This is a genomic window from Pseudomonas sp. 5.2, from assembly GCF_059025405.1.
This window is the reverse complement of the sequence record NZ_JBYBHH010000031.1, coordinates 23,956-37,155: the sequence shown is the minus strand read 5'-3', so window position 1 is coordinate 37,155 and position 13,200 is coordinate 23,956. Positions and strand designations below refer to the sequence as shown.

The following is a 13,200-nucleotide window of genomic DNA, read 5'->3' as shown; positions in this document are numbered from 1 at the left end:
AGCCCGCTCCCACAGGTTAGAGAAGGGGCGGACTAAGGCCTTTTCATTTGGCATGACAGCGACGTCGAATGGACGTTGCTGTCTTCTACAGGGAATGGGGCAGGGGATTTAGCGGTCCTGAGAGTCCTTTGCATCAGCCTCAGCATTGCGCTCATGCACCTTGCGCAGTTGCTCATCCGTCAACGGCAGTTTTTTCGCCGTATCTCGCAGCATCATCAAGCCGCCGACAATCGAGCCGAGGGCTATGATGAGTATCAGCCAGGCATACCAGGGCATTGTCGTTCTCCTTTGATGATCATGGGGCGGCGCTTGTATGAAATTTGAGCAATTGCCGGTTCCTTTGGTTCAATTATAGAAGTCAGGCCTTGCAGAGCCAATTCCATGACCCGCGGCCCCCAAAGCCTGCGTCACTTCGTTTACAATGCGCGCCGTTTTCGACTTGCCAAGAGACCCTGACCATGTCCGCCTGCCAGACGCCCCTGATCGTCGCCCTCGACTTCCCTACCCGTGAGGCCGCTCTGAAGCTGGCTGACCAGCTTGACCCTGCGCTGTGCCGGGTAAAGGTTGGCAAGGAGCTGTTCACCAGCAGTGCCTCGGGCATCGTCGAAACCTTGTGTGCCAAGGGCTTCGAAGTATTCCTCGACCTCAAGTTCCACGACATCCCCAACACCACGGCCATGGCCGTCAAAGCTGCCGCCGAGATGGGCGTGTGGATGGTCAACGTGCATTGCTCCGGTGGCCTGCGCATGATGTCGGCATGCCGTGAAGTGCTGGCCCAGCGCAGCGGCCCGCAGCCGTTGCTGATTGGGGTGACCGTGCTGACCAGCATGGAGCGTGAAGACCTGGCGGGTATCGGCCTGGATGTTGACCCGCAAGAACAAGTGCTGCGCCTGGCGGCGTTGGCCGAGAAGGCGGGCATGGACGGGCTGGTGTGCTCGGCGCTGGAGGCGACCGCACTGAAGGCTGCGCACCCTTCGCTGCAACTGGTGACCCCGGGTATTCGCCCGGCAGGTAGCGCCCAGGATGACCAACGCCGCATTTTGACCCCGCGCCAGGCGTTGGATGCTGGCTCGGATTACTTGGTGATCGGGCGGCCGATCAGCCAGGCGGCGGACCCGGCACAGGCTTTGGCTGCGGTTGTAGCTGAAATTCGCGGGTAAGGGGTTGGGTTGGGTTTGCGTTTGCGTCGGTAGGGGTTCGCCACAGCAGTTTTGGTGCCTGTGAGATCGAGCGCCGCCCGCGCGGCGCATCGCGAGCAACGCTCGCTCCTACGTTTGTTTCGGGCCAGTTATTCCTGGGGCAAACGCGCGCGACCGCCTTGTTTGTACGACACGATATCGCGCCATGCGCCAAGGCGGTCGCGCGCGCCTGCAACAGGCGTTATTGGCCAAAAACAAACGTAGGAGCGAGCGTTGCTCGCGATGCGCCGCGCGGGCGGCGCTCGATTTACGCCCCGACACAACAATCGAGACAGGCACTGAAATCCAGGGCCTACGCTGTCAGACCTTCAACACCAACTTGCCAAAATTCTCGCCGCTGAACAGCTTGAGCAGCGTCTCTGGGAAGGTTTCCAACCCTTCCACCACATCTTCCTTACTCTTCACTTTGCCAGCGGCCAGCCAGCCGGCGATTTCCTGCGCGGCTTTGCCGTAATCCTTGGCATGGTCAAACACCACAAAGCCTTCCATGCGCGCGCGGTTCACCAGCAGCGACAGGTAGTTGGCCGGGCCTTTGACGGCTTCTTTGTTGTTGTACTGGCTGATGGCGCCGCAGATGACGATGCGGGCCTTGAGGTTGATGCGGGTGAGCACGGCATCGAGGATCTCGCCGCCGACGTTGTCGAAGTACACGTCTACCCCTTTCGGGCATTCGCGCTTGAGGCCGGCCAGCACGTCTTCGGCCTTGTAGTCGATGACGCCGTCGAAGCCGAGTTCGTCCTTGAGGTATTGGCATTTTTCGGCGCCGCCGGCGATGCCGACCACGTGGCAGCCTTTGAGCTTGGCGATCTGCCCGACGATGCTGCCGACTGCGCCGGCGGCGCCGGAGATGACCACGGTGTCACCGGCTTTGGGCTGGCCGACTTCGAGCAGGGCGAAGTAGGCGGTCATGCCGGTCATGCCCAGGGCCGAGAGGTAGCGGGGCAGCGGGGCGAGGCTGGGGTCGATCTTGTGCAGGCCTTGGGGCTCGCCGGTGAAGTAGTCCTGCACGCCGAGCGGGCCGCTGACGTGGTCGCCGGGTTTGTAGTCGGGGTGGTTGGAAGCCACCACTTCGCCGACGCCGAGGGCGCGCATCACTTGGCCGAGGGCGACCGGGGGGATATAGGACTTGCCTTCGTTCATCCAGCCGCGCATGGCGGGGTCGAGGGACAGGTACAGGTTGCGCACCAGAATCTGGCCTTCGCCGGGCTGTTCGGCGGGTACTGCCTCGAAGCTGAAGTCGTCACGGCGCACGGCGCCGACCGGGCGTTTGGCGAGCAGGAAGCGGCGGTTGGTCTGGGTCATGGCGGGTCCTTGTGGGCAGTTGATCGGTGTAGGGGCAATTTACCTTGCTGATGCAGGTTGTAGCGCAAAATCACTGGTAGGCATGGTAGCTCAACCGTGGGTGTGATGATGCTGCACTGGGGGGAAGGGGGTGACTATGCTCTGGGGCAGAGGGTGGGTGATGGTGGGTGGGTGTTTGGCGCGGCATTGGGTAATGGCCGGCAGGTGTTCGGCGGAAGATGTTTGGTGGCCGGGAGATCGAGCGCCGCCCGCGCGGCGCATCGCGAGCAACGCTCGCTCCTACGTTTGTTTTTGGCCAATAACGCCTGTGACAGGCGCGCGCGACCGCCTTGTTTGTTCGACGCGATATCGCGATCGCGCCATGCGCCAAAGGCGGTCGCGCGCGTTTGCCCCAGGAATAATTGGCCCGAAACAAACGTAGGAGCGAGCGTTGCTCGCGATGCGCCGCGCGGGCGGCGCTCGATCTCACAGGCGCCACCCTCTCCAGCCCTGCACCTAGCGGCCCTGATGCAACCCCAACAACAACCAGGAGCAAACGATGAGCATGACCTTTTCCGGCCAGGTAGCCCTGGTCACCGGTGGCGCCGCAGGTATCGGCCGGGCAACGGCGCTGGCCTTCGCCCGTGAAGGCTTGAAGGTGGTGGTGGCCGACCTCGACCCGGTCGGCGGTGAGGCCACGGTGGCGTTGATTCACGAGGCGGGCGGTGATGCGATGTTCATCGCCTGCGACGTTACTCGGGAGGCGGATGTGCGCCAGCTGCATGAGCAGCTCATCGCCGCCTATGGCCGCTTGGACTATGCCTACAACAATGCCGGTATCGAGATCGAGCAGGGCCGCTTGGCCGAGGGCAGCGAGGCGCAGTTCGACGCCATCATGGGCGTCAACGTCAAAGGGGTGTGGCTGTGCATGAAGTATCAGTTGCCATTGCTGCTGGCCCAGGGCGGTGGGGCGATCGTCAATACTGCGTCGGTGGCGGGGCTGGGGGCGGCGCCGAAGATGAGCATCTACAGTGCCTCCAAGCACGCGGTCATCGGCCTGACCAAATCGGCGGCCATCGAGTATGCGAAGAAGGGCATCCGGGTTAACGCGGTGTGCCCGGCGGTGATCGATACCGACATGTTCCGCCGTGCCTATGAAGCGGACCCGCGCAAGGCGGAATTCGCGGCGGCGATGCACCCGGTGGGGCGCATCGGCAAGGTGGAGGAGATTGCCAGTGCGGTGCTGTACCTGTGCAGCGATGGGGCCGCCTTCACCACGGGGCACAGTTTGACAGTGGATGGTGGAGCTACGGCGATCTGACCCGCTTTCAGGGTATTGCTCAGTCATCCCCGGCCCTATCGCCGACAAGCCGGCGCCCACAGGTCACCTGGTGCTTGTGGGTCACCGCACCTCCTGTGGGAGCCGGCTTGCCGGCGATAGGGCCCGCGCAGACAACCACAACGCCAACCCAACCAGCACGCACCCCAGCAGCAGCACCCCACCAAACACCAGCAAGGCCATCCGTGACCCCAAGCGGTCGCTCAGCAACCCGGTAAAGATCACTGGCAAGCTGAAGCCTAGGTACGCCAGCAGGAAGAACCCGGCACTGGCCCGGGTTTTTTCTGTGCCGGCCAGTTGGTTCACCGCCGCCAACCCGCCCAGGTAGATAAACCCGTAACACGCACTGCTGGCCGCCACCGCGCCCAGCAACACGGCCCCCAGTTGCCCAGCATCAGCCCCCCAAGCCAGCACCGCGTAACTGCACGGCAGAATCAGCAGCCCCAGCAGCGTGGCCTTGAGGCTCGACAGGCGACGTGCCATCGGCTGGAACAACAAGCCGCAGCTGATCACGCAGAAGGTCGAAAACCCCGACCAGGCACTCAGACCATGCTGGCGCAAAATCCCCGGCAGCAGGGCGATGACCAAGCCAACGCAGGCCCAGGCCAGCAAGATGGCCAGGCCGTAGGCAACGCTGCCGCGGGGGTAGCACGGCAGCCGTAGCATGGCGCTGCGCTGTGTCGGGCGCGGGTCGGGTAGGCGCCAGACCAGCACCAGGGCAACGGCGGCGAGCAGCAGCTGCAGGTGGAAGCTGCCTGGGGTCAGGCTCGGGCCGCGCAGCAGGAACAGGCTGGTAAGCGCGGCGCCCAGGCCAAAGCCGAGCGAGGTGCTGGCGGTGACCCAGTTGGCGGCATGGGGGCTGCCGTCACTGCCCATCAGCTCGCCCATGTAGGCGGTTGCCGTGGCCGAGGCAAGGCCGGTGCCCAGGCCCAGGACCAGCCGCGCCAGGCCGAGGGTTTGCAGGCTGGGGGCGAGTAGCATGAGCACGGTGGCGATCATCGACAGGATCAGCGCGGCGATGATCAATGGGCGGCGGCCAACCCGGTCGGCCAGCCCGCCGAGGGCCAGGAGTACCGGGAGTACGCCCAGCACGTAGCCGGAGAAGGCCACGGCGGTGGCGGCGGCCCCCTGGCCGGAGAGGTCGGCATAGGTGATGTAGAGCGGGGCCTGGAGGTTGACGGCGAGGGTGATCAGGCACAGGGCGAAGGCCAGTCTGGCGGGGGCGCGGGGCATGGGTAAGATCCTGGTTTTTTTAAGGGCAGTGCAGGCCTCTTCGCGGGCAAGCCCGCTCCCACAGGTACAGCGCGCGGTTCAATGGGCTGTGAAAAATCCGGGTAGGAGCAGCCTTGTGCTGCGAAGAGGCCAGTGCAAGCAGCCAAGATTTCCGGTGTTGTCACCGGCCTCTTCGCGGGGCAAGCCCGCTCCCACAGGTACAGCGCGCGGTTCAATGGGCTGTGAAAAATCCGGGTAGGAGCAGCCTTGTGCTGCGAAGAGGCCAGTGAAAACAATCAAGATTTTCTGTGTTGTCACCGGCCTCTTCGCGGGGCAAGCCCGCTCCCACAGGTACAGCGTGCTCCTACCCGAATCGCGTGCGATGTGAGGGCCATGCTGGTGTGGCAACAATGATTCCAATCAGCCCCCGCAACCAGACACACCGCCACCCCATTTATGCTTAACTGTTCGCTCAAAACCTGCGAACACTTGCCATGCACTTCCCTCTAGACCGCACCAGCACCACGCCCTTGGTGCAGCAACTCACCGACCACCTGCAAACCTGGATCGGCCACCAACGCCTGCGCCCCGGCGCCCGTCTGCCGTCGATCCGTGCGTTGGCGCGCAGCCAGGCGGTCAGCGCGTCTTGTGTGATCGAGGCCTATGATCGCCTGGTCGCCAGCGGCTGGCTGGAGGCGCGGCATGGCACTGGCTTTTTCGTCGCCGAGCGCAAACCGGTGGGCGAGGCGGACGATGGCTTGCCCTGGGGCGAGGCTGGCGATGGCCACTGGCGGCAGTTTCGCGAGGGCCATGACGAGCTGCTCAAGCTCGGCTGTGGCTGGTTGCCCAACAGCTGGCGTGCGGCCACCGAGCTGGCCCAGGCGGTGCGCCAGGTCAGCCGCGGCAACCCGCAGGACCTATTCGACTACTGCCCACCGCTGGGCCTGGCCAGCCTGCGTCAGCAACTGCACAAGCGCCTGGCGCGCCAGGGCATCGCCGCCGGGCCCGAACGCATCCTCACCACTCAAGGCGCCAGCCATGGCCTCGACCTGCTGGTGCGCACCTTGCTGCGCCCTGGCGATACGGTGCTGGTGGAAAACCCCGGTTACTACAACCTGTACAACCTGCTGCGCCAGCACCAGGTGCGCATGTTGCCCGTGCCCCGCCTGGCCGAAGGCCCAGACCTGGCGGCGCTGGAGCGCTTGCTGGCCGAACACCGCCCGCAATGCCTGTTCATCAACAGCCTGTACCACAACCCGACCGGCACCAGCCTGACCCCCAAGGTTGCCTACCGCCTGCTGGAGCTGGCCCGCGAGCACGACCTGCGCATCATCGAAGACGATATCTACGCCGACTTCCAGGAAGGCCCGGCCACGCGCCTGGCCACGCTGGACAGCGAACAGCGGGTCATCTACATGGCCAGCTTCTCCAAAACCCTCAGCAGCTCGCTGCGGGTCGGCTACCTGGTCGCCGACTCGGCCCTGCTGGCGCGGCTGGCCGAGCTGAAGATGGTCAGTGGCATCGGCACGTCGCGCTTCGCCGAGCAGGTTGTGGGGCAGATGCTTGCCAACGGCAGCTACCGCAAAAGCGTGCAACGCCTGCGGGTGCGCCTGGGCCAGCACATGGCCAAGTTGCTCGGGCAGCTGGAGCATGCAGGGTGGGAGGTGTTCTGTGAGCCTTACGGCGGTATGTTCGTGTGGGCGCGGGTACCCGGGCGCGACGTTGCCAGCCTGGAGCGGCTGGCCCTGGAGCATGCGGTGCTGCTCACCCCTGGCAGCGCCTTCGATTACCAGGGCGCGACCAGCGATTGGCTGCGCATCAATGTCGCTTACGGGCAGGATTCCCGCGCCCAGGCCTTCTTCAAACACGCAGGGCGACCTCCAGCACACTGAAAGCGACACGCTCATAGCTATTTGACACTATTCTGGCGTCAGGCCCTTGTGAGTGCACGGGTATCGTTGCCACGCTTGGCCTTCGGCAAAACCTGACAAGGTGAAGGGGAATCGGCGATGGGCGCGACCAAGCACGGTGTTCTGGCCAACCTGGGCATGGCCCGCAAGCTCGGCCTGGGCTTTACCTTGGTGCTGTTGTTGACGCTGGCGGTGGCGGCCATCGGCATCGCCGCGCTGCACAGCGTGGGCCAGCGCTTCGACGGCTTGCGCCAGCTGGCCCAGTTCAATACCGACCTGCTCAGGTTGCGCCAGCACGAACAAACCTTTGCCATGAGTTCCGACATCAAGCAGGCCGAGGCCTTGCGCACGGGCCTGCAGGGCTTGGCCGAACGTGCCCGTGGCTTGCCGGCGCTGGCGGCGGCCGAGGCTGAGCTAAGCGCCTATGGCCAGGCGTTCGAGGCCTTTGTCGAAGCAGTGCAGGCCAAGGAGCTGGCGCTGGACATGGCCAGTTGGTCGGTGTCCAGCGTGGCCAACAACCTGGATGTGCTGCAGGCCGGGCTGGCCGACGACGGCACCTACACCCTCAAACAATCCCAGGGCCAGCAGGGCGGCGAGTTTCTGGAGCAGGCCGCGCAGGTGGCGCAGGTGTCGCGGCTGATGCTGCAAGCAATGGACGAAGCCCGCGTGCGTCTGGACAAGAGCCGCAAGGGTGAAGAAGGCGCGGGCCAGACGCGCATCGCCCAGACCCTCGAAGCCGCAAGCCTGGTCGAGCAGCTCAAGGCCGCCGTCAGTGATGCCGGGTACCAGAGTGTGCTGGGCGAAGTGGCTGGGCACATCGGCAGTTTCTCCGACAAACTCAACGAATACACCGACCTGCTGGCCAAGGAACAGGGCCTGAAGGCGCAGCTGCAGGCGCGGGCCGAGCAGGTCACCGGCCGGGTCGACCAGGCCTACCTGGCGCAGGAGCAGGCCCTGCAAGGTGAGTTGTCGCGCAATGCCCTGGCCATCGCCCTGGCCACGGGGCTGGCGCTGTTGGTGGGTGTGCTGGCGGCCTGGCTGATCACCCGTGCGGTGGTCGGCCCGCTCAAGCGCGTCATCGCCCGTGCCCAGCGCATTGCCGCGGGCGAGTTGAGCCTGGAAGCAGAAGCGCCGCGCCGCGACGAGGTGGGGCAGTTGATGCAGGCCATGCAGCAGATGGCGGCCGGGCTGTCGGGCATTGTCAGTGGGCTGCAGCAGGGTATCGAGCAACTGGCCGGCAGTGCGCAGGCGCTGTCGGCGGTGACCGAGCAGACCAACCGCGAGGTGGGCAGCCAGAAGGAGGAGACCGAACAGGTGGCCACCGCCATGCAGCAGATGACGGCTACCGTGCACGATGTGGCGCGCAATGCCGAGGAAGCGGCGCAGGCGGCCCAGTCTGCCGATGACAAGGTCGAGTCTGGGCAAGTGGTGGTGCGTCAAAGCATGCAGCGTATCGAGCAGTTGGCGTCGGCTGCCGAGACGGCCAGTGCCGGCATCGACAGCCTCAGTGCCGAGATCCACACCATTGGCGATGTACTGGAAGTGATCAAGAGCGTCGCCGAGCAGACCAACCTGCTGGCGCTCAATGCCGCGATCGAGGCGGCGCGTGCGGGCGAGCAGGGGCGTGGTTTTGCGGTGGTGGCCGATGAGGTGCGGGCCTTGGCCCGGCGTACCCGGCAATCGACCGAGCAGATCGAGACCCTGGTGGGGAGCTTGCGCGGCAACGCCCAGCAGTCGGTGGCGCAGATCCGCGGCAGTACCGAGCTGGTGCGTTTGGCGGTGGCGGATGTGTTGCAGACTGAAAGTGCGCTGGGCAGCATTGCCTCGGCGGTTTCAATGATCCAGCAGATGAACCAGCAGATTGCCGCCGCGGCCGAGCAGCAGAGCTCGGTGGCCGAAGAGATCAGCCGCAGCGTTACGCAGATCCGCGGCAGTGCCGATCAGGCGGCGTTGGCGATGCAGGACAATGCCAGGTCGAGTGTCGAGCTGGCGCAGTTGGGCACGGACTTGAAGGGGATGGTGGGGCATTTCAGGTTGTAGGTGCTTGGCGGGGCAGGTGTGTCGGTATTGAGATCGAGCGCCGCCCGCGCGGCGCATCGCGAGCAACGCTCGCTCCTACGTTTGTTTTTGGCCAATAACGCCTGTGACAGGCGCACGCGATCACCTTGTTTGTTCGACGCGATATCGCGCCATGCGCCAAGGCGGTCGCGCGCGTTTGCCCCAGGAATAACTGGCCCGAAACAAACGTAGGAGCGAGCGTTGCTCGCGATGCGCCGCGCGGGCGGCGCTCGATCTCAACCCCGACGCCGATCTCCCGTCATACCCTACGCGGATTCAAAATCATCAACGTCAAAACCCCCGCCACAATCCCCCAGAACGCCGACCCGATCGAGAACAGCGTCAACCCCGACGCCGTCACCATAAAGGTAATCAACGCCGCCTCACGCTCGCGCGCCTCGCCCATGGCCACGGTCAGCCCGTTCATGATCGAGCCAAACAACGCCAAGGCCGCAATCGACAGCACAAGCTCTTTCGGCAACGCCGCAAACAGCGCCGCCAACGTTGCCCCGAACACCCCGGCAATGCCATAGAAAATCCCGCACCACACCGCCGCGGTGTAGCGCTTGCTCGGGTCTTCATGGGCATGTGGCCCGGTGCAGATCGCTGCGCTGATCGCTGCCAGGTTCACCCCGTGCGAGCCAAACGGTGCCAGCAGCAACGAGGCAAACCCGGTCGCCGAAATCAACGGTGAAGCCGGTACCTGGTAGCCATCGGCCCGCAGCACGGCCACGCCGGGCATGTTCTGCGAGGTCATCGCCACCACGAACAGCGGAATCCCAATGCTGATGGTCGCCCCCAGCGAGAAGCTCGGCGCAGTCCACACCGGCGTGGCCACTTCCAGGCGGAAGCCGCTGAAGTCCAGCAGGCCAAGGGCGCCAGACAGCGCCGTACCGACCAGCAACGCGGCCAGCACGCAGTAACGCGGCGACAGGCGCTTGACCAGCAGGTAGCTGAAGAACATGCCCAGCACCAGCAGGGTGCGATGCTGCGCGGCGACGAAGATCTCGCTGCCGATCTTGAACAAGATACCCGCCAGCAGCGCCGAGGCCAGTGAGGCCGGAATACGTTTGACCAGGCGCTCGAAGCTGCCGGTCAGGCCGCAGATCAGCACCAGCACGGCGCAGGTGATGTACGCCCCGATGGCCTCGCCATAGCTGACGCCGCCCAGGCTGGTGATCAGCAGCGCAGCGCCTGGGGTCGACCAGGCCACGGTGATCGGCGTGCGGTAGCGCAGCGACAGGCCAATGCTGCACACCGCCATGCCGATCGACAGCGCCCAGATCCAGGACGAAATCTGCGCAGTGGTCAGCCCGGCCGCCTGGCCGGCCTGAAACATCAGCACCAGTGAGCTGGTATAGCCGGTGAGCATGGCAATGAAGCCGGCGACCACCGCCGACGGGGAGCTGTCTGCCAGGGGCCGCAGGCGTGCGGAAGTGGCATTGGTCATGAACAAAATCCTTGTAAAGGTGTAAGCAGTTTTTTCAGACTAACGCGAGCAAGGTTGATCCTTGCCATACAGCGGCCATTGCTTTTAGCCGTACAGTCGCCAACTATTGGGCACGAATGCGCAACTGCATGGGAGGGGAGGGGTGATGTACAAGGTCTATGGCGATTACCAGTCGGGCAACTGTTACAAGGTCAAGCTGATGCTGAGCCTGCTGGGCCGGCCGTATGAGTGGCACCCGGTGGATATTCTAAAAGGCGAAACCGAGACGCCCGAATTTCTGGCGATGAACCCCAATGGCAAGGTGCCGGTGCTGGAGCTGGAGGACGGCACGTACCTGTGGGAATCCAATGCCATCCTCAACTTCCTGGCCGACGGCAGCGAGTACCTGCCCACTGAGCCGCGGTTGCGCACGCAGGTCTTGCAGTGGCAGTTTTTCGAGCAGTACAGCCATGAGCCGTATATTGCCGTGGCGCGGTTCATCCAGTTTTACCTGGGGCTGCCGGATGATCGGCTGGAGGAGTACCGCAAGCTGCACAAGGGCGGGTACAAGGCGCTGAAGGTAATGGAGCGGCAGTTGCAGATGACGCCGTACCTGGTGGGGGAGCAGTATTCGATTGCCGACGTGGCGTTGTATGCCTACACCCATGTGGCGCAGCAGGGTGGGTTCGACCTGGCGGATTACCCGGCGGTCAGGGCCTGGCTGGAGCGCGTGGCCAGCCATCCGCGGCATGTGCCGATGGTGGGCTGAGCCTATTCGACTAGCCCGGGCGCGATTCCCCGCCTGGGCGCGATTCCCCGCCCGGGCGCGATTCCTTGCCTGGCGCAATTCCCCGCCCGGGCGCGATTCCCCGCCTGGGCGCAATTCCTTGCCCGGGCGCGATTCCTTGCCTGGCGCAATTCCCCGCCCGGGCGCAATTCCTTGCCTTGGCGCAATTCCTTGCCTGGCGCAATTCATTGTAGGAGCTGCCTTGTGCTGCGAAGAGGCCGGTGCAAGCCACAGAGATATCCTCAGCCTGCACCGGCCTCTTCGCAGCACAAGGCTGCTCCTACAAGTACAAGGTCAGCCGAAGAAGTACAACGTCAGCCGAAGAGGTACAAGGTCAGCCCAAGCGGTGCCAGGTCAGGCGAAACGCTTGTCCAGGTAGGCAATGATGGCCTTGGACTCATACATCCAGCTCACCTTGCCTTCTTCCTCGATGCGCAGGCACGGCACTTTCACGCGGCCACCGCCTTCCAGCAGCGCCTGGCGATGCTCCGGGTCGTTCTTGGCGTCACGCAGCGCCACCGGCACGTTCAAGCGGTGCAGGGTGCGGCGGGTTTTGACGCAGAACGGGCAGGCATGGAACTGGTACAGCGCAAGGCCACTGGCCGCTTGCTCGACACGCGCCTGGGCGGCGGCATCGCGCTTGCGCTTGGCCGGGCGGCTGATCCAGTCGCCGAACACGATGAGCTGGCCGAGGCCAACCCGCAGGGCTTTGACGATCATGGGCAACTCCTGAAAAGAAAAAGCCGACCCAGCAGGGTCGGCTCAGGGTAACCAGCCAATCACTTGATCAGGCTGAGGAACTCACTGCGGGTGGCGGCGTTGGCGCGGAATTCGCCCAGCATCACCGAGGTGATCATGCTCGAATTCTGCTTCTCGACACCGCGCATCATCATGCACATGTGCTTGGCTTCGATGACCACGGCCACGCCAGCAGCGCCCGTTACCTTCTCGACCGCTTCGGCGATCTGGCGGCTGAGGTTTTCCTGAATCTGCAGGCGGCGTGCGTACATGTCGACGATGCGTGCCACCTTCGACAGGCCCAGCACCTTGCCCTTGGGCAGGTAGGCCACGTGCGCCTTGCCGATGAAGGGCAGCATGTGGTGCTCGCACATCGAGTACAGCTCGATGTCCCGGACCAGTACCATCTCGCTGTTGTCGGAGGTGAACAGCGCGCCGTTGGTGACTTCTTCCAGCGTCTGCTCATAACCGCGGCAAAGGTACTTCATGGCCTTTGCAGCCCGCTTGGGCGTGTCGAGCAGGCCCTCACGGGAGACGTCCTCGCCGATCTGGCTGAGAATCTCGGTGTAGTTCTGTTCCAGGGACATGTATCTACCTGTGGGAAAAATCGCAAAAACGAAGGGTACGGCGGCAAGGGCGGCGCTGCAAGCGCGGCGTTACTCGTCGCGTCCTTCGAGCATGGTTCGTTTAAGCATCACATACACCGCGCCGGTGCCGCCATGGCGCGGGTTGCACGAGGCAAAACCGAGCACTTGCGGGTGCTGGCGCAGCCAGGTGTTGACGTGACTCTTGATCATCGGGCGCTTGCCGTCGAGGCGCGCGGCCTTGCCGTGGGTGACGCGGACACAGCGCACTTCCAGCTTGGTGGCCTCGGCGATGAAGTCCCAGAGTGTTTCACGGGCTTTCTCGACGGTCATGCCGTGCAGGTCGAGGCTGCCCTCGAAAGCGATCTGGCCGAGTTTGAGTTTGCGCAGCTGGGTTTCCTGCACGCCGTCACGGCGCCACATCAGTTCGTCTTCGGCGCCAACGTCGATGACGAACTGGTCGGACATGCCGTCGATCACCAGTGCCTTGTCGCTGCGCACGGTAGCCGCCTGCCGCAGGCCGGCCAGCTGCTTGCGGTCGGCCTTGGGTTTGCCGACCTCGGCACGGTCGTGCTTGATCGGCTTGACGCCGCGCACTTCGGCATGGAACAGGGAAAAGTCGTCGTCTTGCATGATGCCTCCACGTGGGCGGCGTAGTTTACG

General features: G+C 64.2%; 12 protein-coding genes and 1 pseudogene. 6 read left to right on the top strand and 7 right to left on the bottom strand.

Going from position 1 to position 13,200, the window contains the following annotated elements; all coding sequences use genetic code 11:
• Positions 1–108 precede the first annotated feature (108 nt).
• Positions 109–276, bottom strand: coding sequence for a DUF2897 family protein (locus AC5PZ0_RS27870; RefSeq protein WP_236236133.1), 168 nt, complete (start codon positions 274–276; stop codon positions 109–111).
• Between the two features lie 182 nt (positions 277–458).
• Between AC5PZ0_RS27870 and pyrF the strand changes: the two genes are divergently transcribed.
• A complete protein-coding gene (gene pyrF / locus AC5PZ0_RS27865; RefSeq protein WP_493856171.1) occupies positions 459–1,160 on the top strand; it encodes an orotidine-5'-phosphate decarboxylase in 702 nt (233 codons plus the stop codon).
• Positions 1,161–1,499: 339 nt separating this feature from the next.
• Here the strand turns inward: pyrF and AC5PZ0_RS27860 are convergent, their stop codons facing one another.
• Positions 1,500–2,501 (bottom strand): NADP-dependent oxidoreductase, encoded by a 1,002-nt coding sequence (locus AC5PZ0_RS27860; RefSeq protein ID WP_099428572.1) that lies wholly within the window; start codon positions 2,499–2,501, stop codon positions 1,500–1,502.
• A 538-nt stretch (positions 2,502–3,039) separates the two neighbouring features.
• On the opposite strand from AC5PZ0_RS27860, the gene AC5PZ0_RS27855 reads away from it, so the two are divergent.
• Positions 3,040–3,801, top strand: coding sequence for an SDR family oxidoreductase (locus AC5PZ0_RS27855; RefSeq protein WP_186679476.1), 762 nt, complete (start codon positions 3,040–3,042; stop codon positions 3,799–3,801).
• An 81-nt stretch (positions 3,802–3,882) separates the two neighbouring features.
• Here AC5PZ0_RS27855 and AC5PZ0_RS27850 read toward each other — a convergent pair whose 3' ends face one another.
• Positions 3,883–5,052, bottom strand: a complete 1,170-nt coding sequence (locus tag AC5PZ0_RS27850) for an MFS transporter (RefSeq protein WP_493856170.1) — start codon at positions 5,050–5,052, stop codon at positions 3,883–3,885.
• A 473-nt stretch (positions 5,053–5,525) separates the two neighbouring features.
• On the opposite strand from AC5PZ0_RS27850, the gene AC5PZ0_RS27845 reads away from it, so the two are divergent.
• From AC5PZ0_RS27845 to AC5PZ0_RS27835, 3 genes and pseudogenes are all read left to right on the top strand, one after another.
• Positions 5,526–6,923, top strand: coding sequence for an aminotransferase-like domain-containing protein (locus tag AC5PZ0_RS27845; RefSeq protein WP_493856169.1), 1,398 nt, complete (start codon positions 5,526–5,528; stop codon positions 6,921–6,923).
• Positions 6,924–7,040: 117 nt separating this feature from the next.
• Positions 7,041–8,120, top strand: a pseudogene (locus AC5PZ0_RS27840) (HAMP domain-containing protein); the annotation flags it as partial.
• Positions 8,100–8,981 carry a methyl-accepting chemotaxis protein gene (locus AC5PZ0_RS27835; protein WP_454244193.1) on the top strand — a complete coding sequence of 294 codons (882 nt, stop codon included), beginning with the start codon at positions 8,100–8,102 and terminating at the stop codon, positions 8,979–8,981. The pseudogene AC5PZ0_RS27840 and the gene AC5PZ0_RS27835, both read left to right, overlap by 21 nt.
• Before the next feature lie 277 nt (positions 8,982–9,258).
• Here the strand turns inward: AC5PZ0_RS27835 and AC5PZ0_RS27830 are convergent, their stop codons facing one another.
• The gene (locus tag AC5PZ0_RS27830; RefSeq protein ID WP_493856168.1) at positions 9,259–10,449 is read right to left on the bottom strand and encodes a benzoate/H(+) symporter BenE family transporter; all 1,191 of its coding nucleotides are present in this window, start codon (positions 10,447–10,449) and stop codon (positions 9,259–9,261) included.
• Between the two features lie 145 nt (positions 10,450–10,594).
• Here AC5PZ0_RS27830 and AC5PZ0_RS27825 point away from each other — a divergent pair, with 145 nt between their 5' ends.
• A complete protein-coding gene (locus tag AC5PZ0_RS27825; RefSeq protein WP_493856167.1) occupies positions 10,595–11,197 on the top strand; it encodes a glutathione S-transferase family protein in 603 nt (200 codons plus the stop codon).
• Between the two features lie 372 nt (positions 11,198–11,569).
• On the opposite strand, the gene AC5PZ0_RS27820 is transcribed toward AC5PZ0_RS27825, so the two are convergent.
• From AC5PZ0_RS27820 to AC5PZ0_RS27810, 3 genes are all read right to left on the bottom strand, one after another.
• The gene (locus AC5PZ0_RS27820; protein WP_238216108.1) at positions 11,570–11,935 is read right to left on the bottom strand and encodes a glutaredoxin family protein; all 366 of its coding nucleotides are present in this window, start codon (positions 11,933–11,935) and stop codon (positions 11,570–11,572) included.
• Positions 11,936–11,994: 59 nt separating this feature from the next.
• Complete coding sequence (folE, locus tag AC5PZ0_RS27815; protein ID WP_027596006.1) at positions 11,995–12,540, bottom strand: GTP cyclohydrolase I FolE; 546 nt, start codon at positions 12,538–12,540, stop codon at positions 11,995–11,997.
• 69 nt (positions 12,541–12,609) lie between these two features.
• A complete protein-coding gene (locus AC5PZ0_RS27810) occupies positions 12,610–13,170 on the bottom strand; it encodes a Smr/MutS family protein (protein ID WP_027596007.1) in 561 nt (186 codons plus the stop codon).
• Positions 13,171–13,200 lie beyond the last annotated feature (30 nt).